This window comes from Paenibacillus sp. FSL R7-0026, assembly GCF_038004485.1.
GTDB lineage: Bacteria > Bacillota > Bacilli > Paenibacillales > Paenibacillaceae > Paenibacillus > Paenibacillus xylanexedens_A.
The window spans coordinates 4,281,635-4,304,155 of the sequence record NZ_JBBORG010000001.1; the positions used below are offsets into that span (position 1 = coordinate 4,281,635).

At 47.2% G+C, this 22,521-nt stretch carries 18 protein-coding genes; 6 read left to right on the forward strand and 12 right to left on the reverse strand.

Annotated elements, in window-relative coordinates; translation table 11 throughout:
• The first annotated feature begins 179 nt into the window (after positions 1-179).
• Entirely contained in the window at positions 180-2,285 is a 2,106-nt protein-coding gene (locus MKY44_RS18895; protein ID WP_341008149.1) for a methyl-accepting chemotaxis protein, read from the forward strand.
• 229 nt (positions 2,286-2,514) lie between these two features.
• Positions 2,515-5,610 (forward strand): transglycosylase domain-containing protein, encoded by a 3,096-nt coding sequence (locus tag MKY44_RS18900; RefSeq protein ID WP_341008150.1) that lies wholly within the window; start codon positions 2,515-2,517, stop codon positions 5,608-5,610.
• Positions 5,611-5,848: 238 nt separating this feature from the next.
• On the opposite strand, the gene acsA is transcribed toward MKY44_RS18900, so the two are convergent.
• Positions 5,849-7,573 carry an acetate--CoA ligase gene (gene acsA, locus MKY44_RS18905; protein ID WP_047843699.1) on the reverse strand — a complete coding sequence of 575 codons (1,725 nt, stop codon included), beginning with the start codon at positions 7,571-7,573 and terminating at the stop codon, positions 5,849-5,851.
• A 269-nt stretch (positions 7,574-7,842) separates the two neighbouring features.
• Between acsA and MKY44_RS18910 the strand changes: the two genes are divergently transcribed.
• Positions 7,843-8,475, forward strand: a complete 633-nt coding sequence (locus MKY44_RS18910) for a GNAT family N-acetyltransferase (protein ID WP_341008151.1) — start codon at positions 7,843-7,845, stop codon at positions 8,473-8,475.
• 110 nt (positions 8,476-8,585) lie between these two features.
• Here the strand turns inward: MKY44_RS18910 and MKY44_RS18915 are convergent, their stop codons facing one another.
• From MKY44_RS18915 to MKY44_RS18930, 4 genes are all read right to left on the reverse strand, one after another.
• Entirely contained in the window at positions 8,586-9,281 is a 696-nt protein-coding gene (locus tag MKY44_RS18915) for a 5'-methylthioadenosine/adenosylhomocysteine nucleosidase (RefSeq protein WP_341008152.1), read from the reverse strand.
• A gap of 120 nt (positions 9,282-9,401) precedes the next feature.
• Positions 9,402-10,415 carry a catabolite control protein A gene (gene ccpA, locus MKY44_RS18920; RefSeq protein WP_036614690.1) on the reverse strand — a complete coding sequence of 338 codons (1,014 nt, stop codon included), beginning with the start codon at positions 10,413-10,415 and terminating at the stop codon, positions 9,402-9,404.
• A gap of 92 nt (positions 10,416-10,507) precedes the next feature.
• The gene (gene ytxJ, locus MKY44_RS18925) at positions 10,508-10,855 is read right to left on the reverse strand and encodes a bacillithiol system redox-active protein YtxJ (protein ID WP_036674876.1); all 348 of its coding nucleotides are present in this window, start codon (positions 10,853-10,855) and stop codon (positions 10,508-10,510) included.
• 122 nt (positions 10,856-10,977) lie between these two features.
• Positions 10,978-11,391 (reverse strand): hypothetical protein, encoded by a 414-nt coding sequence (locus MKY44_RS18930; RefSeq protein WP_017687413.1) that lies wholly within the window; start codon positions 11,389-11,391, stop codon positions 10,978-10,980.
• Between the two features lie 276 nt (positions 11,392-11,667).
• Here MKY44_RS18930 and MKY44_RS18935 point away from each other — a divergent pair, with 276 nt between their 5' ends.
• Complete coding sequence (locus MKY44_RS18935; protein ID WP_036614696.1) at positions 11,668-12,192, forward strand: type 1 glutamine amidotransferase domain-containing protein; 525 nt, start codon at positions 11,668-11,670, stop codon at positions 12,190-12,192.
• Positions 12,193-12,311: 119 nt separating this feature from the next.
• Here MKY44_RS18935 and ptsP read toward each other — a convergent pair whose 3' ends face one another.
• The 4 genes from ptsP to aroA form a co-directional block, all read right to left on the reverse strand.
• The gene (gene ptsP, locus MKY44_RS18940; RefSeq protein ID WP_036614699.1) at positions 12,312-14,072 is read right to left on the reverse strand and encodes a phosphoenolpyruvate--protein phosphotransferase; all 1,761 of its coding nucleotides are present in this window, start codon (positions 14,070-14,072) and stop codon (positions 12,312-12,314) included.
• A complete protein-coding gene (locus MKY44_RS18945; RefSeq protein WP_036674872.1) occupies positions 14,069-15,949 on the reverse strand; it encodes a glucose PTS transporter subunit IIA in 1,881 nt (626 codons plus the stop codon). The genes ptsP and MKY44_RS18945 overlap by 4 nt, the downstream gene beginning before the upstream one ends.
• Before the next feature lie 196 nt (positions 15,950-16,145).
• Entirely contained in the window at positions 16,146-16,580 is a 435-nt protein-coding gene (locus MKY44_RS18950) for a CoA-binding protein (RefSeq protein ID WP_017687409.1), read from the reverse strand.
• 59 nt (positions 16,581-16,639) lie between these two features.
• The gene (gene aroA, locus MKY44_RS18955) at positions 16,640-17,935 is read right to left on the reverse strand and encodes a 3-phosphoshikimate 1-carboxyvinyltransferase (protein ID WP_341008153.1); all 1,296 of its coding nucleotides are present in this window, start codon (positions 17,933-17,935) and stop codon (positions 16,640-16,642) included.
• Between the two features lie 105 nt (positions 17,936-18,040).
• Here aroA and MKY44_RS18960 point away from each other — a divergent pair, with 105 nt between their 5' ends.
• Positions 18,041-18,346, forward strand: coding sequence for a rhodanese-like domain-containing protein (locus MKY44_RS18960; protein ID WP_017687407.1), 306 nt, complete (start codon positions 18,041-18,043; stop codon positions 18,344-18,346).
• Between the two features lie 135 nt (positions 18,347-18,481).
• Here MKY44_RS18960 and MKY44_RS18965 read toward each other — a convergent pair whose 3' ends face one another.
• Together MKY44_RS18965 and gndA are read right to left on the reverse strand one after the other, a co-directional pair.
• A complete protein-coding gene (locus tag MKY44_RS18965) occupies positions 18,482-18,991 on the reverse strand; it encodes a shikimate kinase (protein ID WP_255319713.1) in 510 nt (169 codons plus the stop codon).
• Positions 18,992-19,365: 374 nt separating this feature from the next.
• Complete coding sequence (gene gndA, locus MKY44_RS18970; protein WP_341008154.1) at positions 19,366-20,775, reverse strand: NADP-dependent phosphogluconate dehydrogenase; 1,410 nt, start codon at positions 20,773-20,775, stop codon at positions 19,366-19,368.
• 271 nt (positions 20,776-21,046) lie between these two features.
• On the opposite strand from gndA, the gene MKY44_RS18975 reads away from it, so the two are divergent.
• Complete coding sequence (locus MKY44_RS18975; RefSeq protein ID WP_341008155.1) at positions 21,047-21,652, forward strand: suppressor of fused domain protein; 606 nt, start codon at positions 21,047-21,049, stop codon at positions 21,650-21,652.
• Between the two features lie 76 nt (positions 21,653-21,728).
• Here MKY44_RS18975 and MKY44_RS18980 read toward each other — a convergent pair whose 3' ends face one another.
• Positions 21,729-22,328, reverse strand: coding sequence for a hypothetical protein (locus MKY44_RS18980; RefSeq protein ID WP_076328050.1), 600 nt, complete (start codon positions 22,326-22,328; stop codon positions 21,729-21,731).
• Between the last annotated feature and the right edge of the window lie 193 nt (positions 22,329-22,521).

Consider the following 22,521-nt stretch of genomic DNA (forward strand, 5'->3'; position numbering starts at 1 on the left):
TCACATTAAAGTTTCACTCCAAACAGCTGTCGAGATTTTCTCGGCAGCTGTTTTTCTATGCTTTTTTTTAATTATCTTCATTATAGGAACGTAAATAACGATATAAAATATAGACTCCCTTCAGGAGAAGCACACATCCATATATACATCACAAGAATGACATCGAGGGGGATTAAAACATGCATTTTTTTCGCAATCGCAAGCTCGCTGTTAAGCTTGGACTTTTACTCGGGATCGTATTACTTTGTTGTATTGGAGCCCTAATTGCATTTAATACCAAATCCATTTACGACAAAAGCCTCCAGTACGGCGAAACCGTTGCGGGACAGGCAGCAAACCGGGCTACGAATGAGTTTATGACTGACATTAATCAGGTGAAAAACACGTTGGACACCATGAGTACTACGTTACTGGATGCCGCTCAGAACGGATCACTCAACCGTGAAGAAATCGTCAGACTTCTTGAACAGTATCTGAAAAAGGACGAGAAAGTTTTTGGCTTTTATACGGGCTGGGAACCAAATGCCTTTGATGGAAACGATGCGGAGCACATCAACAAAAAAGAATATGATGATGCTACGGGGCGATTCGTTCCATACGTTATACGCGATGGTAACTCCCTGCATTTTGAGCCTATGCCTACTTATGAGGGAAGCGGTGAAACTAGTACTTACTATCAGCAGCCAAAGAAAACCAAATCCATCTATTGGTCTGAGCCTGTTACCTACACGGTTGGCGGAAAAGAAACACTCCTTGTTTCGATTGTCCTCCCTCTATTAGATGAAAACAAAAATTTTCTCGGCATTGTTGGGGCCGATTTTACCATTGATCGTTTTCAGCAAAATATAGCATCACTTAATCCGGATCAGGGTTATGCCATGCTTATTACTAGTGAAGGACAGATTGCTGCACACGGCTCCAAACCGGAACTGGCTAATGAAGGAGCCGTAATTCCATCTGAGATGAAGACAGTCATTCAGCGTATACAGTCTGGCGAGTCTCAGTTTTACGCTACGGACCCTGAAGTAGGTGAAGAACTGTTTATTGCCGAGCCTGCCAAGTTACAAGGAACAGATTCAAACTGGTACCTTGTATCGGCGCTGCCAAAGAGCCATATCCTTCAACCTTTCTACGACAGCTTGAATTGGTCCATACTGATTGCCGCATTGGCTGTACTTCTGCTTGCAGGCGTGGTTACCTACACCATCATCTCCATTGTAAGACAGCTGAATCAAGTCAATATCGTCGCTGGACAGCTGGCTGACGGAGATTTAACACAAAAGTTACCGGTACGATCCAAAGATGAATTTGGTGTCATGGCGGGTCATATGAATCAGATGATGGATACACTGCGTCATACCATATCGGTTATATCCGAACACGCTCTATCTGTGGGCTCTACCTCTCAACAGTTGACCGCAGGTGCTGAAGAAACAGGTAAAGCTGCAGAACTGATTGCATTAACAGGAGTGGAACTTGCAGATAAAGCAGGTAAACAGGTGCAGGAGCTCCAAGAGTCCTCCCGTTCCATGAATGAAATATCTGCAGGGATCGGAAGAATTGCAAAGGCCGCCTCCGATGTATCCGATTCATCGCGAGCTGTGGCTGAGCGAACAACGGTTGGAACCGATAAGGTTCAGTCCGCCATGCGTATGGTCGATAGTGCCACCTCTTCTGTGCAGACGTCCATGACCGCACTGGAGAATTTCCGCCAACGTTCTGAAGAGATAGGTCATATTACAGGCATGATCTCGGAAGTTAGCCGTCAAACCAATCTTCTTGCCCTTAATGCTTCCATTGAAGCATCGCGAGCAGGAGAACACGGACGCGGGTTCGGTGTTGTTGCTTCCGAGATTCGTAATCTGGCGGAACAATCCAGAATATCAGCAGCGCAGATTGCAGCATTGATTCATAACGTTCAGCAAGAGGTCCTTTCTCTCGTTGAAAATATGGAACAGGGGAATGCAGAGGTAAGCCATATAGCGGAAGTCATTCATGAAAGTGGTGAACTATTCCTCTCCATTTCATCACAGATTTCAGATGTTAATGAGCAGATTGAGCATGTCTCAGCCATTGCCCAGCAGATGTCAGCTGGATCACAGCAGGTTGATGCCACATTAGTGCAACTCAAAACCATTGGTCATGAGACAGCAGATCATGCAACTCGTGTTGCATCTGCCTCTGAAGAACAACTCGCATCCATGGAAGAGATTACGGCGGCATCCGCCTCACTGGCTAATCTTACCCAGGAATTATTAGAGCTGATTCAACGCTTCAAAACCTAATGTAGAAGACCTCCAATACGACTAATTATTCAGGTCACCCTATGCACCTCAGCATGGAGGTGGCCTGCTTATTTTGGCTTACAACTCATGAAATGTGCTTCAATATCGCATGATATATAGCATAATGCATGGCAGAATGGCAAATTTCGACCATTACTTGTATTTCTCAGGCATGCAAACCCGCCTTTTTATGCTATAATAAGTGCTGTTAAAAGGAGGAAGACACTGAATGGTTGATGTTAATAAGAAAAAGCCCGATGAACAGCCTGTACGCAAACGTAGCTTTGCCCGCAGACTGGGAAGTTTCGTCAAATGGATGGTTGTCCTTGGATTTATGGGGGCACTATTTGTAGGCGGTGCTTTGATGGGATACGTCAGTTCCATTGTGAAAGACGAGCCTGTCCGTTCAAGGGCCCTGATTGAACAAAAAGTCAGCGAAAACTCCATCACAGGCTTTGCTTACTTTGCCGACGGCAGTCCGATCGGTCAATTACGTACGGAAGAAGACAGGCGTCCGGTCACTACGGACCAGATCCCACAAAAGGTTATTGATGCTGTCATTTCGATTGAAGACAATCATTTTTACGAACATAAAGGTGTAGACATGAGCGGAACTCTACGTGCCGTGAAACAGAAAGTGCTGAAAGAATCAGTACAAACCGGCGGTAGTACACTGACTCAGCAATTGGCGCGTCGTGTGTTTTTGAATCTGGATCGCACGGAAGATCGGAAAGTGAAAGAAATTTTGCTCTCACTCCGACTCGAACGTTTCCTGACCAAAGACGAGATCATGACTGCCTATCTGAACAAAGTTCCTTTTGGTAATGGTTCCAGCGGATACAACGTTTACGGAATCAAAGCCGCCGCCAAAGGATTGTTCAATATTAACGATCTAGAAAAAATCAACATCGCTCAGGCTGCTTATCTTGCTGGATTGCCGCAGCTACCCTCCTCTTACTCTGCCTTTAACGGTAAAGGCGATTTTGTAGAGGAAAATTTTGACCGCGCAATCAACCGTCAGCATCTGGTATTACGCCGTATGCTTGAATTGGGCAAAATCAATCAGTCCGAGCATGACGAAGCTCTAGCTTTTGATATCAAAAGCTCACTCGCTCCGAAGACCATCAAGGCTTACAACACTTATCCATATCTTATGATGGAAACGGAACGACAAGCTGCGCAGATTTTGATGAAACAGTTGAATTCCGACACAGCTGAATCTACAGACAAAGCTACGGATGCAGACACACCTCAGAAGGAAAGCAGTGCATTATTAGAGGAAGCTCAGACGCAACTGCGGACAGGTGGATATCGTATATACACGACCATCAACAAAAGTATCTACAAGACGATGCGTACCATTGCGGAAGATGACAGCAATTTCTCAGCAGATGATCCTGTCAAAGGAAAAGAACAAACTGCTGCCATGCTGATTAATCACAAAACCGGTGCAATCCTGGGGATGATTGAGGGTCGGGATTTCCAGGATGAACAGATGAACTACGCAACGCAGATGATACGCCAGCCAGGTTCAACGATGAAACCTATAGCCGCTTATCTGCCAGCTCTGGATGAGGGTCTGGTCCAGCCCGCTTCTATTATTGATGACTCACCGATCATTCTCAAGAATGGTCCGAGCGGCTACCACATTGCCAAGAATGCCAACAACCGGTATCAGGGACTGGTCACTGCCCGCAGAGCACTCAATTATTCTCTTAATATACCGGCTCTGAAGTTGTTCAATGAAGAAGTAGGGATCGAGAAGGCTTGGACCTTCGCCAAGAAACTAGGGATTACCACCATTCAGAAGGAAGACTATCAGGCTCAGACTGGTGTTCTCGGAGGTCTCCAATACGGTGTAACCGTTGAAGAATTAACCAGTGCCTATGGTGCTATCGCCAATAATGGTGTATATAACGATTCTTACATGATTAGCAAAATTGTAGATTCCAAAGGAAACATCGTTTATAAACATGATACTGAACCTGTCCAAACCTTCTCGGAGCAGACAGCATACCTGATGACCGATATGCTGCGGACCGTTATTACAGAAGGAACGGCAGATAAAGTACGTGAAAATTACAAATATTCCAAGAGTGTGCCAATCGTAGGTAAAACGGGTTCAACTCAAAACTACGCAGATGTCTGGTTTGAAGGTTATACACCAGATGTCACACTTGGCGTGTGGGTTGGATACAAACAGCCCGTGAATACGCTGGAAAGTAAATCACAGAGAAAACGTGCGCAGCAACTGTGGTCGAAAATCCTGAACGAAGTGATCGATACGCAAAAAGATCTGTTCGTCACGGATTCGTTCAAAAAACCATCTGGCATCGAAACGCGCACGGTGTCGGCATACAGTGGCAAGTTGCCAACATCCATGACTGATAAATTTGTTACGGATATTTTCAATAGCAAGTTTGTTCCGAAGGATAGCGATGACGGTGTAGCCAAAGCCAAGTACATTACTTACAATGGTGTAAACTATATTCCGCGTGATGGAACACCTTCGGACATGTTGAAGGAAAAAACAGTAATTAAGCGTAAAAAACCAATCTCGGATCTCATCAAAGAATTGCAAAATGCATTCTCACGTATGAGTCGACATGAGTCACTTGCTTATTATCTTCCTGAAGATGCTGGTGCAGACATGCCAACACAGATTGATCCAAGGACAGATAACGGCAAAGCTCCTGATGCACCAGGCAACGTACGCATCTCAACCTCAGGTGACAGAGCTGTCATTACATTTAATGCCACACCTGAAAATGATGTCGTGGGTTATCGTTTGTACCGTTCTGTAAACGGTGGAGGATTCCAGAACCAGGGTCAGGTTGTCTTGACTGGTGAATCCAGATCATTCTCTGCATATGCAGCGCAAGGCGGTAACTTCGCCTTCTATGTAACGGCAGTGGATGTTGCTGGCAGAGAATCTGCTCCTAGCGCTACAGTAAATAGTGCTGGTGTAGCTCCTCCTGTGGAAGAAGAGATTGATGAACCGATTGAAGTTCCAGGTACAGTCATTACGCCGGGAGAAACGCAGACCGATAATACAACAACGACAGCCCCGGGCACACCTGGTCAAGTCAGCGTATCTGCCCTAACTCAAGGACTGCGTATTCAATGGGCGGCCAGTCCAAACGCAGATAGTTATACTGTATATTACAGTGAAACAGGCTCGGCTCCTTACACCAAAATTGGAACAACAGCGGGAAATACCATGGATTATGGAGTACCCGCATCGACCAGTGGATGGTTCAAGGTATCTGCCAGCAACAGTGCGGGTGAATCCGAACCTTCTGCAGCCCTACATTTTCAACCCTGATTCAGGCATAGCGTTCCAAACAAGCCGCATCCTCAGACTGTATCTGAGTGTGCGGCTTTTTATTTGTATTTACAGCAGCCAAAAAGCCTGCTTCATGCCATTGGCATAAAGCAGGCTTTTACAATCCATTTTAATGGGTAGAGTCACTGTATTCGGAACCACAGAAGATTAACTTCTTCCCCACTACTCAATGTATCACCATCGATACCAACACATTGATGATCCTTGCACTGTCGCGTTAGTCTTCAATGGTGGATAGATCTCCTGTTGGCAGATCAAGCTCCCAGGCTTTCAGGACACGGCGCATGATCTTGCCGGACCGTGTCTTGGGCAGTTTATCCTTAAACTCAATCTCACGCGGAGCAGCGTGGGCAGACAGGCCCTCTTTGACAAAACGATAGATCTCTTCTTTCAGCTCCGGTGTCGCCTCATATCCTTCACGAAGCGCCACAAAGGCCTTGATGATCTCCCCACGTGTCACATCCGGCTTACCGATTACACCCGCCTCTGCTACCGCAGGATGCTCCACGAGCTTGCTCTCGACCTCAAAGGGGCCGATACGCTCGCCTGACGAATTAATCACATCATCAATACGTCCCTGGAACCAGAAATATCCTTCTTCATCCATATAAGCGGAGTCACCGGATACATACCAACCCGTAAGCCTGAAATACTCCTCGTATTTCACAGGGTTATTCCAGATCTTCGCCATCATGGATGGCCAAGGTGCCCGTATGGCCAGATTACCCATACTGTATGGCGGCAATTCCTGCCCGCGATCATCAATAATTGCTGCTTCGATTCCAGGCAACGGACGTCCCATGGAGCCAGGCTTAATCGGCATTCCGGGATAGTTACAGATCAGCTGAGCGCCTGTTTCCGTCATCCACCATGTATCATGAATTCGTTGACCATAGGCTTTCCACCCCCAACGAACAACCTCCGGATTGAGCGGTTCACCGACAGACATGACATGACGCAGACTGCTCAGATCATGCTGGGCAATGGTCTCTTCTCCCGCTCCCATCAGCATACGGAAGGCCGTTGGTGCACTGTACCAGATCGTGACTTTGTTCTTCTGGATGGTGCTGTACCAATCTTGAGGACTGAAACGCCCACCCCGTATCACATTGGTCACTCCGTTGAGCCATGGAGCAAAGATACCGTAAGAAGTCCCTGTCACCCAACCAGGATCAGCAGTGCACCAGTACACATCATCCTCACGTAAATCTAAGACAACCTTACCTGTATAATAGTGCTGAATCATGGCATTTTGAACATGGTACACCCCTTTGGGTTTACCCGTAGAGCCTGAGGTATAATGAATAAGCAAACCATCCTCACGATTCAGCCACTCTACTTCCATCTCATCCGAAGCGGCAGACATCTCTGCATCAAAATCGATGAGTCCTTCTTCAGTCTGCACGCCCCCACCCACGATAAATATATGTTTGAGTTCGGGCAATTCGGAACGTTTGATGCGTTTCAGTAATTCCGGAGTGGTGACGAGTGCTACTGCTCCGCTATCCTCCAGCCGATCCTTCACAGCCGTTTCCATAAAAGCTTCGAACAACGGGCCCGCGATGGCTCCAGCTTTCAATATGCCCAGGAGACTAAAATACAGCTCAGGACTTCGAGGCATAAAAATAAACACCCGTTCCCCTTTGGCTATGCCATATTTGCGGAGAACGTTCCCGAACCGACTCGACTGTTCACTCAGATCAGCGAAAGTATAGGACTCTTCACGTGAAGCATCGCTATACAATAGAGCGGTTTTCCCGCCCCTTCCTTCCAGTACATGACGATCAATTGCTTCATGCGCCATGTTTACTTTTCCGCTGGCGTGCCACGTAAAGTGCCTTTCCACCGATTCCCAATCGAACCGGCTTCTCGCCTCCGTGTAATCGCCCAGATTAGATTCAGACACAACCGTTTGCAGCATCTCACCATGTGCTTGACTCATGCTTGCCAGCCTCCTTCAACTCGACATTTCGATTCCCATTAGGGGTCAATTCTCATTGCCTTTGTGTTGACTGAACTTCCAGTTAGCGCTTACATTAGTAGAGAGAACTTCTCATCATGTACTTGCTCGGCCAAACAGATGTTAACTATACTGTATTGAATTGTGAACATTTTTTGTCTACGCAATTATAGCAAATCTTTTCAATTGTCGTCTATGGCTTTTCAATTTTTTGGATTTTTGCTATAAGTAGGGGGAGAGGAGCATGAACCATGGAACATATCAAAGAACAACATATGCGTTCCATCTTCAAGTCCGGCCACCGAATTACTGTTGAAGGCCCCGTGCAGGTTGAGGAGATAACCCGTCTTGCCTTCCATCCAGATCTGGATGCCTTTCGTCTCCCAACGGAGCAGCAGGAAGCTCTGGCCGAAATCGCAGCATTACCTGAAGGGAGAATTATCATTGCACATGAAAATGAAACGATTATCGGTTATGTAACCTTTCACTATGCGGATGATTGTGAACGCTGGTCCGAGGGTAATATGACTGATCTGATTGAGCTTGGGGCAATCGAGGTTGCGGACGACTATCGCTCGCTTGGTATTGGACGTGAGATGTTGCTTACCGCTTTGGAAGATAAATACATGGAGAACTACATTATTTTCACCACAGAATATTATTGGCATTGGGATCTAAAGGGCAGCGGACTAAACGTATGGGATTATCGCAAAATGATGGAGAGGCTGATGGAAACGATCGACATGACCTGGTATGCAACAGACGACCCCGAAATCTGTTCACATCCTGCGAACTGTTTGATGGTACGTATCGGAAGTCAGGTGCCCATCACATCGGAAGAACAGTTTGATCGTGTACGCTTCCGCCATCGGTTCATGTACTAATTCGATGATCTGTTCGAAAAACGATATACATAACAAAAACCGCCTCTCGCAGCGTTGCTCCATACTTCATGGAACAGCTAATCGAAGGGCGGTTTTTCAAGTTACTGTCATTACATATTTTCTAACATATGCTCCACAATACGATGTGAACGCTGGGAAGATTCAACCGTAAATTCAGCAAAGTTAACATGCGCCGAACCATCCGCTTTATCAGACATCCCACGCAGGACAACAAACGGTACACGATTCATGTAACAGACCTGAGCAACTGCTGCCCCTTCCATCTCGGCACATGCACCGTCCATTTCGGTATATAACATGTTAACCGTATCTTTATTTGCAATAAATTGGTCTCCAGATAACACCTTACCGATCAGGTAATTGGCTCCCTGAGCTTTACATGCTTCTTCAGCCAATGTAATAAGCGAAGCCTCGGCTGGGAATGCAGATGTCTCCTGGTAAGGAATAACCCCGCGTGCGAACCCCAGTGGCGTTACATCCATGTCGTGCTGAACACATACAGACGATATAACCATATCTCCAATGTTCAGCTCCGGGTTAACTGCACCCGCAACACCTGTGAAGATAATCCGATTAACCTGAAAACGATCAATCAAGATCTGCGTTGTAACCGCTGCATTTACTTTGCCTACGCCGGATTTGCACACGACAATTTGCTTGCCCAGCCACTCGCCTGCAACGTATGTAATGCCGGTTTGTTTAACCGTCTCAAGCTGCTTCATACCTGCCAGCAAAAGCTCGACTTCCTCATCCATCGCTCCGATAACCCCAATCGTTTCACGCATCTTCCGAATACCTCCTGTTTTCACTTTTAACCTCATTCAGCACAAAAGCTCCGTCTCCGGAGCTTTCGCATATCCACTATGTAGAGAGAATGACTTCTCCCTTACTGTATATAATTCCGATTAAACTACATCTGCGTGACTTACAGACAGACGAAGAATCGTTTCATGCGGCAAAATAACCCGTGGGTTCTCCACATTTTCTTTCTTCATCAACTTGGTCAGCAAACGCATCGCTACTGCGCCAAGGTCGTACATTGGCTGAGCCACTGTTGTCAACTGAGGACGCACCATGGAAGCCATACGGATGTTATCCACACTAATAATGGAGAAGTCATCCGGTACTTTCAGACCGTCATCCTGAATGCTGTGAATGGCACCAATGGCCATTTCATCTGTAGCAGCAAAGATAGCTGATGGTTTTTTCTTGAGTCCAAGGAAATATTTCATTGCTTCCACACCGGATTCATATCGATAGTTACCGATTCGAACAAGATCCTCCTGGTATTCAATCCCTGCTGCTTCCAGTGCTTTTTTGTATCCTTGGAAACGGGCATATCCATTCGCCGGATCTTGCAGTGTACCACTGATCATCGCAATTTCCTTGTGTCCATGACGAATCAGGGTGTTTACCGCGTCAAACGCAGCCGCCTCATGGTCAATATCCACTGAAGGGAATGTGCCCTTCTCATCACTTGTTGCACAAAGTACGATCGGCACAGCAGCAGACTGGAACGCCTGAATGTGTTCGTCCGTTACTGTTCCACCCATGAAGAGCAGTCCGTCAACTTGTTTTTCGAGCAACGTGTTAATAACACGAATTTCTTTTTCTTTCTTCTTATCTGCATTACACAAAATAATATTGTAGTGATACATATTCGCAATATCTTCAATTCCGCGGGCAATCTCCGCGAAGGTTGAGTTCGAAATATCCGGAATAACAACCCCGACCGTGGTTGTCTTCTTGCTTGCCAGACCTCTGGCTACCGCATTCGGACGATATCCCAACCGTTCGATGGCTTCATATACTTTTTTCCGCGTTTGCGGTTTGACATTAGGGTTATTATTAACTACCCGTGATACCGTTGCCATAGACACTCCAGCTTCACGTGCCACATCATAAATGGTTACCGTCACAGTACTTCTCTCCATTACCAGTAAATTTTCATACCATTTTCATTAAGATTTATATTACGACAAATTTTTGCATTAATCAATTAAAATAGGCTTTAGGACTCACTCAAAACATTCGTAAGTGTGGTTCTAGTAATATCTGAATGGGAAGTATGCCATACAGGAATTCCCTTTTTGATCAGGATTGCCTGTGGAGATTCGTGCTTAACACCCAGCTTGTCTGCTGCTTCATTCGATACCGGGCGATCTTCCACAACATAGATGATGCCATATTTCACTTGTTCATTGGCATTGTTAAGCAAATAATCGTTCATCTCCTGATAAGCGTTCGAGCTGATCGGACAGCGCGTGCTGTGCTTAAACAGAAGCAAGGGTTGATCCTTGGTAGCCTCCACTGCGGAGTTTAGCTGTTCAATACTTGTCATTTTAGTCATGTCAGCCATTAGATATACATCCCCCTTTACCAGGAATACCGCTATGTTGAGCGTTTTCACTCTTCGATATCTTAACAAAAAGTGAGCGAAAAAGCCAATTTTCATGAAAACAAGCATTTTACACGTCAAAATTAGACAGCATTTGAGAAGTACTCCTGCCACACAAATCCGGATAATTGACTTAATCTACGCTCCGTGGTCTCAATCCACGCTGCATCACCAGACTTCGTTGCGTAACCCATAATGTCAAGCAGCAGATTGATACGCTCCTCCACTGCTTGCTGCATTCGATATTCCATCTCCCGATCGGTCGCATCCGGCCAGGCCAGCAGTAGCTCATGAAACAGGTCTGCCAATTCATTACGTTCACCAAATGATACGTCTTGCTTCACGGGCTGTTCACCCAATGTGTTTATGCATTCTGTTAAGTCCGGCTTGACCGGCGGAAGCACTTCGTATGATACACAGTCTGTACACGCAAATACGGGTACGTTTCGAATCTCCACTTTTTTGGCGTATACCACTGTTCTTAATTCCAACTCCATTACATGTCCACATCTGCACGACTTGCGCACCACCATCACCTCATTCGTTCTGTACTCTATATAAGTACCATTCGACCTATTTCGGCTCAAATCCTGCTATTAACGAAAGGTTGCACAAATTACCACTCCCTCCAGATGAAGGTTGTCGAATGCGGGCAGTTACTGACTTGTAATCGCTTCCTCCAAACTGAATATGCACTTCCATGAAGTCCCTTGGAGAATCTGTTACAATTAAAGACGCAACAGACCTAATCACCGCAAAAAGGAGAGATGGACATGAGATTAACCGGTAAAAAAGTCATCGCTCTGGTCGATGAAGAATTCGAGGATTTAGAATTGTGGTACCCTGTACATCGGGTTCGAGAAGAAGGTGCAGAAGTGCATCTTGCCGGAGAGAAAAAAGGAAAAACCTATATTGGCAAATATGGTGTGCCTGCTGAAGCCGAATACAGTTTCGATGAACTCGACAGTTCAGATTACGATGGCATTCTCGTGCCAGGCGGCTGGGCGCCGGACAAGCTGCGTCGTTATCCCAAAGTACTGGAGCTTGTAAAGGAAATGAATGCAGACCGGAAACCGATTGGACAGATCTGTCATGCGGGCTGGGTGCTAATTTCTGCCAAAATTCTGGACGGGGTTACAGTAACCTCTACACCAGGTATTCGGGATGACATGGAAAATGCAGGTGCGATCTGGAAAGATGAAGCGGTTGTTGTTGATGGACATATCATCTCAGCACGTCGTCCGCCCGACCTTCCACCTTATGGCAAGGCATTCTGTGATGCACTCGCTAACAAATAAAAACAACCCCATTGTGCTCTCATGCACAGTGGGGTTATTTATATAACAAGTTTTCCAATAAATAATTATCACAAATGTAAATATATTAACTTAAAGGTATTTATATCCAGTTTCCCTAATTACGATGCGTTCGAACCACTTTGTTCATCCGGACTTCCCGTGGAATCATTAAAGACTTGCAGTCGCTCCTCAATATCTCCGCTGGTCCGTAAGGCGAAGCACTTTCGCGCTTCTTCTTTGGCGGCCGATGCTGTTGTGTTCAGCACTCTGTGCTTCACACGTAACAGGGATTGCGGAGACATACTCAAGTGGCGAATGCCAAGCTCCAACCAAAGCGGAATGGCACGTTCGTCCCCTGCCATCTCTCCGCACACACTGACATCAATTCCAGCCGTATGAGCCGCATCTGCTGTCGCACGAAGCATCCGCAGAACAGCCGGATGATAGGGGTGATACATATGAGCGATCTGCTCATTCATTCGATCTACTGCAAGTACATATTGAACCAGATCGTTCGTACCAATACTGAAGAAATCAGCTTCCTCTGCGAGCAGATCAGCAATCATCACCGCTGCAGGAACTTCAATCATAATTCCCACCTGAATGTGAGGGTCGTATGATAATCCCCGCTCGTCCAGATCGGACATCGCCTCACGAAGAATCTCATTGGCCTGCTGAAGTTCTTCCACCGAAGAGATCATCGGGTACATGATTTTGACATTTCCGGCAGCGCTGGCACGCAGAATGGCTGTAAGCTGTGTTTTGAACAGATCCTTGCGGTCCAGACTAATCCGAATGGCACGGTACCCCAGAAACGGATTGTCTTCCTCCGGCAATTCAAAGTAATCGAGTTGCTTGTCACCACCGATATCCAGTGTACGAATAACAACAGATTGTCCTGCTGTTTTCTCTGCCACAAGACGGTACACCTCATACTGTTCTTGCTCACCAGGGAAAGTAGCACGGTCCATATACAAAAACTCTGTTCGGAACAAGCCTACCCCTTTGGCTCCTTGTTTCAAAGCAAGGTCCAATTCCTTCACAGAACTAATATTGGAAGCCAAGTGCAAAACGGCTCCATCTTTGGTTACGGCATCCACGGTAGCAAGGACTTGAAGTTGTTCCTTTTTCTTCAGTTGCTTGCTGCGAAGCATGGTATACCGTTCAATCGTCTTGCGATCCGGGTCCGTAAATACCAAGCCATTGTCACCATCCACCACAAGCATATCCCCTGTCTCTACCGGCATGCCAAGACTCGCTTCCAGACCGGAAACGAGAGGAATACCAAGGGCACGAGCCATAATCGCAGAATGTGATGTTTTCCCGCCAATCAAGGTCACAATGCCTAGTACATGGGTGGGATTCAGATGCGCCAGTTGAGATGGCGACAATTCTTTGGCAACGAGTACATACGGCTGGGTATCCGAAGGAAGTGTAATCTCCGGTGCACCGAGCAAATGCTTGAGCAGACGGTTACCCACATCCTTGATGTCAATGGCCCGCTCCTTCATATACTCGTCTTCCAGCAAGTCAAACATCGTGACAAAGTGGTCAATGGCTTCTTTGACCGCCACTTCTGCCGCCTTGTACTGACGTTCGATAATACCGCGAATTTCGTTCATGAATACCGGATCTTCGAGGATCGCCAGATGTGCATCAAAGATACTGGACTCCTCTGGACCAACGACTTCCTTGAACTCATTTTTGATATATTCGATCTCATCCTTTGATGTCCGTATGCCCTCATACAGCCGTTCGAACTCTTGGGCGAGATCCACCGAATCCATCTTCTGATCCGGCAGATCCCATTCCCAACTGGGCAGGACAAATGCTTTGCCGATGGCTATGCCTGCAGCTCCGTTGATGCCTTGTATCTTCATTCTACCCCTCCAACGTTCCTGTCATAGAGCACCACGGACATAACGGATGCCTGACCTTTCTTAACTTGCTTAAATGGAGCAAAACTCCATGATTTTACACGATCCGGATTCGTAATTACCATTGGTGTTGTCAGTGACGCCGCTTGCTCGCGGAGTACTGCCAGATCAAACTTGATCAACAACTGCCCTGGCTCCACCGTATCGCCCTCCTGAACAAAAGCTTCAAAATGGCCTTTCAACTGAGAGGTATCGATGCCGATATGCAGTAACACTTCAAGCCCCTCACGGGTAGATATACCCAAGGCATGCATGGTCGGGTACAAGTGCATAATCGTTCCGTACACGGGTGAGACCAGCTCTCCCTTTTCCGGAACAAAGGCTACACCATCACCGACAAGCTTGGCTGCAAAGATCTGATCCGGCACCTCTTCAATCGGGAGCATTTTCCCCTGAACGGGGGCACAGAACAGCACCTGTTGCAGATCTCTTTCCAGCAGCTTCGCGATTTCTTCCCGAATCAATTCCGAGTAGGTCCCGAATACCACCTGTACGTTACCGCCACCCAGCTTGATCAGTCCAGCGGACCCCATACTCTTCATGGCACCCGTGTCGATCAGGCGGTCATCATGCACAGTGAGTCGTAGACGTGTAATACATGCTTCAACCTGTACAATGTTACTCTTCCCACCCAATGCTTCGAGGATTAAAGGTGCCTGATAAGGAATGTTACCTACCCAATCTTCCAGCATGGAGCCCTCTTCTCGTCCTGGTGTTGGAATCTTGAACGTACGAATCGCCCATCGGAACAGGAAGTAGTAAACCAGCCCATATAGTATGCCAATCGGAATGAGCTTCCAAGCATTCTCCGATAGATGGAAATTGAGTATGTAATCAATAATACCTGCGGAGTAAGAAAATCCATGCCGGATATCAAGCCAGTAACTAATCCACATGGCAACGCCGGACATCACTGCATGCACGATGAACAGATAAGGTGCTGCGAACAAAAAAGCAAACTCAATCTGTTCCGATACCCCGGTTAGAAAACAAACGAGTGCCGATGTCAGAAAAGTTTTCTTGATTTTTGGTTTCAGATCTTCCCTGGCTTCCTGAATAATAGCAAAGGCTATTGCCGGAATGGCAAACATCATGATGGGAAACAAACCCGCCATAAAGAATCCTGCTGTTGGATCACCTGCAAAAAATCGGGGCAAATCCCCTTGCACAATGTTACCATCAGGCGTCTCAAACGTCCCTAACTGGAACCAAAACACATTGTTAAGCAGGTGATGAAGCCCAAAAGCAACCAGCACCCTGTATAACACTCCGTAGATGAACAGTCCAAAACCCCCGAGACTGTATTCCCAGGTAGCAATGCCATTCAATCCATGCTGTAGGATCGGAGCGAGCCATAACATAAAACAGGAGAACAATGCCGAACAAAGTCCGACGATGAGCAAAACAAACCTTGAACCTCCAAAAAATTGTAAAATTTCAGGCAGTTTAATGCTTTTAAACCGATTATGCATCCCACCGGCAAGCGCGCCGAGTATGATTCCGATTAAGGAAGCGGGCTGAACGGTGCCATCCCCGAAGTTCCGAGTCACCTGATCATATATCACGATACCAGCCAGAGCAGCAAGTCCCGCTTGTCCGGCCTGGTTGGAGAGTCCCAGTGCTACACCGACAGCGAACAGATACGGTAAGAAATAAAAAATACCGTGTCCGGCCACGGTAGACACTTCACCGACAATATCCAATCCCCAGGCGTCCCAAGGCAGACTGCCAACACTGAGCAAAATTGCGGCGGCGGGCAGGACCATTGTAGGCAGCATTACCGCTCGTCCGAGCTGCTGCAAGGATCCGAGCCAATTCATGGCGACCTCTCCTTTCTATCCTAGATGGTAAGCTTTACGCAACGTTTTGTCAAAGCAAAACAGTAACCAATTGGTAATTAATACGGCAAAAATAGAGCAGAAAAAATCCCGTCAACTTCAAGTTAACGGGATTCATCCTGTGTTCATTCAATTGGGACAGATCAGGAGATCATTCGATCACAGGTGAACGAGCCTCTCAGCCGCGTCCAGCGCCGCGCAGAACGATGGAATCCTCTACCTTGATACAACGATTCGTTACCGCTGTCATGCCGTTCTCTGCAGCAATCTGGACCGCTTCATCACTATGGATGCCAAGTTGCAGCCATAGCACATTGGCTTTGATGGCAGCGGCGTCACGAGCGACATCCGCGCAAAACTCTTCGCGACGAAACACATTGACAATGTCTACCGGCTCTGGAATATCCGCGAGTGTGGCATATACCGTCTCGCCAAGGATTTCACCTTGCACCTGTGGATTAACCGGGATGATGCGATAACCTCTGCTCTGCATGGCTTCTGCCACCATATAGGAAGTGCGATCTGATTTGTCTGATAAGCCGACGACTGCGATGTTGCCTGCCTTGCGCAAAAGTTGTCCAATTTCTTCACGAGTAGGGTTGTTAAATTCCATGTTCAAGCACCATCCTTTTCTGATTAAAGTGCGTGTTCAAAAAACAGGTTTTCAGTTATTTACTCTTTTACCCATTGAACCGAGGCGCCAAGCGCCTGCAAATGATCGAAATATTGCGGATAAGACTTGGCTACATGGTGTGCATCCCGAATACGAAGCGGCTCCTTGGAACGCAGACCAACGACAGTGAGCGCCATAATTACGCGATGATCGTAGTGAGCGTTAATCTCAACGCCGCCTTCAACGCCTTCTGGACGTCCATGTACGATAATCTCAGCTTGACGCTCTTCAACGTTCGCTCCTGCCTTCCGCAGTTCGTTCAAATAATCGGTGATTCGGTCACATTCCTTGTAACGCAGGTTCTCTACATTATAGAACCGTGACGTGCCTTCCGCAAACACAGCTGCGGCTACCATAGCCAAAACGGCGTCCGTCGCGGCATCCCCGTCGAATTCGATCGCTTTCAGTCTGCCATTACCTTGAACGTGTACAACATCGTTCTCATGTGTCAAGGGCACTTCCATCATGCGCAGAACGTCAACGATGGCACGTTCACCCTGTTTGCTCTGCTCCATCAGGCGCAGAATTTTCACATCAGACTGTGTAACCGCTGCTGCGGCAAGAACGGCTGCCGAGCCCGGATAGTCCCCTTGAACCGTGTAGGTCGTTGGCTGGTAAGCCTGTCCACCTGGTACACGGAAGGACATGTAATCATCACTTGCATGGATAACGATGCCTGCCTGCTCCAGCACTTCCAGCGTCTGTCCGATAACGACCTTGGACTTCAGGTCATTCAGTACTTCAATGGTGCTGTCTTCTGCAAGCAACGGCGTAACAAACAACAATGCACTCAGATATTGGGAGCTGACGGAGCCGGATACACGAATGTGTCCACCTTTGGCATTGCCACCTTTGATTGTAATCGGCAAGCGTCCTTGTTCGTGCTGTACTTCTACACCTAATTGGCCAAGCGCATCGATCAGGTCATCATGGGGGCGTTTGCCCAGTGAATCCGGGTACGTATTCACAAATGTAACGTCAGGGCAGAGCGCTGTAACGCCCATCAGGAAACGAAGTACAGCACCCGCATTCCCAACATTTAATTCACGCACATCACGGGGATGACTGCCAAAGCCCTGGATCACAATCTTACTGTCGTCTTCTTCAAGTACTGCCCCCAGATCACGAATACATCTGCGCATGGCATCACTGTCTTCACTGTGTGCCGGGAAATGGATGGTACTTGTGCCTTCTGCCAGCGCAGCAGCCAGCAAATAGCGAGTAGTGTAGTTTTTGGAGGACAGAGCCCCGATTTCCCCGTTCAGCGTGGGGGTTGGTTTAACAATAACGTCCATGGATGAAATTCTCCTTCATTGATTATATTGTGGCCAAATTGACATTCCGTGCATCGCTTGGGTATCATTATAGCGTTAAGTCCATACAGAAAAGAGGACCTGAATATGACACAAATAGCTGAAATTGAAACGTCTGAGCTGCGCCGCCGTTTACAGGCGGGAGAGAAGCTGCAGATGATAGACGTCCGCGAGGACGATGAAGTCGCGCAAGGCATGATCGAAGGAGCCAAGCATATTCCGCTTGGACAGATTCCAGACCGGCTGTCCGAGATTGAGAAATCAGGCGAGATCGTGATCATCTGTCGCAGCGGTTACCGCAGTGAGCGTGCATGTGAATATCTGCAGCAACTGGGATATGAAGGCTGTACAAACATGGTCGGCGGTATGCTTCAGTGGCAACAGGAAGACTAGAGAAACCCGGAGAGAAGCGAAGCATTTGTAACCTTGTGACTTTTGCTCTGCTCCACTCCTAGAAACGGGCCTATATGGCCCGTTTTGTTATATCTGCCACCACCTATCAACTATTAAACTTCCATGATAACAAGCTTAGACGCGGTAATGCGCTAAAATTAAACGAGTCACTTCAGCAGCGGATAACTCAGTTGTATCCACCGTATAATGTGCGAACCGATATGCGTCTTTCCGTTCTTCCATAATCGTCTTGATGCGTTCCTCTGCATTGCCTGCAAGAAGCGGACGATTGTCACAGCCGCTAACACGTTCTACAATCACTGCCGGGTCAGCAGTCAGGGCAACAACCCAACCATTCTTCGACATTACGTCACAATTATCCGAACGCAGCACCACGCCACCTCCGGTCGCTATGACCTGTGACTTTTTCTCCAGCACCGAGCATAACATGCGGCTCTCGGCATCACGGAAATACGTCTCTCCCTTGCCAGTGAACAGTTCCGGAATCGTACAGCCTTCCTCTTTTTCCACCGCGGTGTCCACATCAATCAATCGATAACCAAGCTCGCGTGCAAGCATGTCAGCGACGGTTGATTTGCCGGTTCCCATCATACCAATGAGAATAATATTGTTAGACTTGCTCAAGGTGTACACTCCTTTAATTAAAGCAATTCGTGAGCACTTTTGTCCTATCATAACACAGCCCTGCGGACTGGGAAAGACCATCTCCTCACCGACTTCCTTTCGTCCATCCGCAAGTACTTCCAAGACAGATTAAGTAACTCCCGGCATCTAAGCCTACGTCAGATCACCCTCAAGCAGTTTTGAGCCCCAAACATCTCAATCAGTAATCATCCAGCAACCTAACGAACTCCAATGAGCTTATTTACAGTAAAAAAGAGGCCCAGCGTTAACCGGCAATCACCGGAACGCCAAACCTCTTTTGAGCCCCTTAGCAGGCCAAACCTGCCACTTAAAGGGGCACTTTGACCAAATCTAATAGACTTGTATATGTGGTACTACTCCATCCAGTTGTGGTGGAAGCTGCCTTCTTTGTCCACACGTTTGAACGTGTGAGCACCGAAGTAGTCACGTTGAGCTTGCAGCAAGTTTGCTGGCAAACGCTCTGTACGGTAGCTGTCGTAGTAAGAAAGAGCGCTGGAGAAGCCAGGTACCGGAACACCTTGTTTTACAGCAGCCGCTACAACTTCACGCCATGCGCCTTGATAAGACTCAACGATGTTTTGGAAGTAAGGGTCCAAGAGCAGGTTTTTCAGTGCTGCGTCTTTATCATAAGCTTCCTTGATGTTTTGCAGGAACTGCGAACGGATGATGCAGCCACCACGGAAGATCATGGCAATGTTACCGTATTTCAGATCCCAGCCATACTCGTCGGAAGCCGCACGCATTTGTGCAAATCCTTGTGCGTAGGATACGATTTTACTTGCGAAGAGGGCTTTACGAACGCTCTCGATGAACGCTTTTTTGTCACCGGAGAACGCTTCAATTGCTGGTCCATTCAGGATTTTGCTAGCTGCTACACGCTCGTCCTTCATGGCAGACAGGAAACGGGAGAATACGGATTCCGTAATCATGGACAATGGTACGCCGAGATCCAGCGCGCTTTGGCTTGTCCATTTACCTGTTCCTTTTTGTCCAGCCGCGTCCAGAATGACGTCAACCATTGGTTTGCCTGTTTCCGGATCGTATTTGGAGAAGATATCTGCAGTGATTTCGATCAGGTAGCTATCCAGCTCTCCTTGATTCCATTCCGTAAAGATCGCGTGCAGCTCTTCAACAGAAACGTTCAATACGGATTTGAGCAAGTGGTACGCTTCACCAATCAACTGCATATCTCCGTACTCGATACCGTTATGCACCATTTTCACATAGTGTCCGGCACCATCAGGTCCAATATATGTACAACATGGATCGTCACCGACTTTGGCCGAGATCGCCGTCAGGATCGGTTCAACCAGTTTATAAGCACTTTCCTGTCCACCTGGCATGATGGAAGGGCCTTTCAGTGCGCCTTCTTCACCACCGGATACACCTGTACCGATGAAACGAATGCCTTTGTCTTCCAACTCTTTGCTGCGACGTTGCGTGTCAGGGAAGTATGCGTTCCCTCCGTCAATGATGATGTCGCCCTCATCCAGGTGAGGAAGCAGTTGTTCAATAGTAGCGTCGGTCGCTTTGCCGGCTTGTACCATGATCAAAATTTTGCGCGGGGATTCCAGGGATGCTACGAACTCTTCAATGGAGAATGAGCCTGTCAGGTTTTTACCCTCAGCTTCTTTCAGAAGATCATTGGTTTTCTCCGGGGAACGGTTAAATACCGATACTGAGAAACCTTTGCTTTCAATGTTAAGGGCCAAATTTTTGCCCATGACAGCCAGGCCAATTACGCCAATTTGTTGTTTTGTCATCTGGTCCTCCATCCTTTGCTCCAATTAATTTTATTGAAATAAATTCTCAACAATACTCCCATTTTAACGGTTTTATGTATAGAAGTGAACCCCGTGGCACAGCTACGCAACGAGAAAACACCCCAATCTGCTGAGGTGTTCATCGTATTTTCATAAATAGAACCGTGAAGACAATAGATCATGCCAAAGTAATCCTATTAATCCAATATTGTATTGTACAATGTTATAATTATATCCAATGAAATTCGAACAAAAAGGAGGAGTGTACATAATGGCCTTAGAGCAGCTCTCAAAAGAGGAACGGTTTTCCCTGGATATTCGAAGAACATTTCTTCTAGGGGCGTATATGAATGAATGGGGGGTGCCAAAGCTCAGGATCGTTCTTTCGAAGCCAGAAAGAAACATTCATGTAGAAATCTATTATTTTCCTGCCACAATTCAATCTGGCATCGCAAGATTCGTGACGGTTGGGTTGTCTCAGGCAATGCGGCCCTCAGGAGAGCTTGTAGCTGCTGAATGGATGCTTGCGCTGCAACCGGATCTTGGCGGTGAAGAGGTCGAGCGTGTCAACACCTACCTGGTCGATCTGATCTCCCATCACATCGAAAATGTGCCGGATTCAACGGTTCCCCGTGTGATGGAATCAAGCGAATTAGCACCAGCCCGATGGAATGCGACTGCCTTTCTCATTGATGAATTGCGGGGAGAAAAAGAATCCCTCGAACAGATTCATGTGGGTCATGAAACGATAGCATTACTGTGGGCAGTACCCATCACTTCTTTTGAAGCCAACCTGTTGCTCACCAAAGGATTGGATGAATTTGATGCCTGGATTGAAAGCTCGCAATATTCCATCATCAACCCCTGTCGTCCGTGATGCCCGTCAGGCACAAAAATAGAGCCCTGGCTTGCGCCGGGGCTCTAATGTAGATGACTTTCAAAAGCGATATTCATCAACCTTCCAGCATTAACAGATGTCCGGACAACTGTTTCAATGCTTCGCGGCAGGCGTTTGCCTTTTCTGTATTATTCAGCTGAACTGCCGTATGCAGGCGTTCCAGTTCATCGTCCACTTCCATGCGCAACAACATGAGCCTTTCCTCGCCTTCACGCGAGAGGAACATTTCTTCCATCTCTTCCGCCGTCGGCGCAGGTTCCTTTTGAAAAATGACACGCTGTTTGAATCCGGAAACTTCCACGAGCCGAATCACTTCACCGAATAAAATGTTCTCCACGGTCATCTGCTGATCCTTGAACCGCTTCACAACCGCATGCCCGCGTGTATCTCCAATCAGCTTCTCCAGCCACTCTGCAAGTTTTGCATCCTTAATGATATAATCTCCAGTCATCTTGTAGTTCCCCGTGCGTGTCTGTTGAAAGCGGAGCTTTACCAGCTTGCGGCCGGTCCGGACTGACAGGATAAAAAAGGATTCGTCCTCGCTCCAATATAGTGAATATCCCTCACGAATAAGGTCTCTGATCAAATTTTGGATATGCCGACGGTTGAACCGCAGCTCCAGATTGCAATATTCAACTTCATAACTCTTATTCACGGCACTCCCTCCATCTGTACCGGATCAACTCCGGCCCTCGTCTTCAATCGCTTCTACTCAATCGGCTTACCCTATTTTATACTTCATTTTATGTAAGGGTACTTGGTTATTTGACTATTTTTCACCGAAAGGACCGCCGGATTGCAGCTTTCCGCAGACGCACAGGGGCAAGCCCCCGATTATCGTGATATAA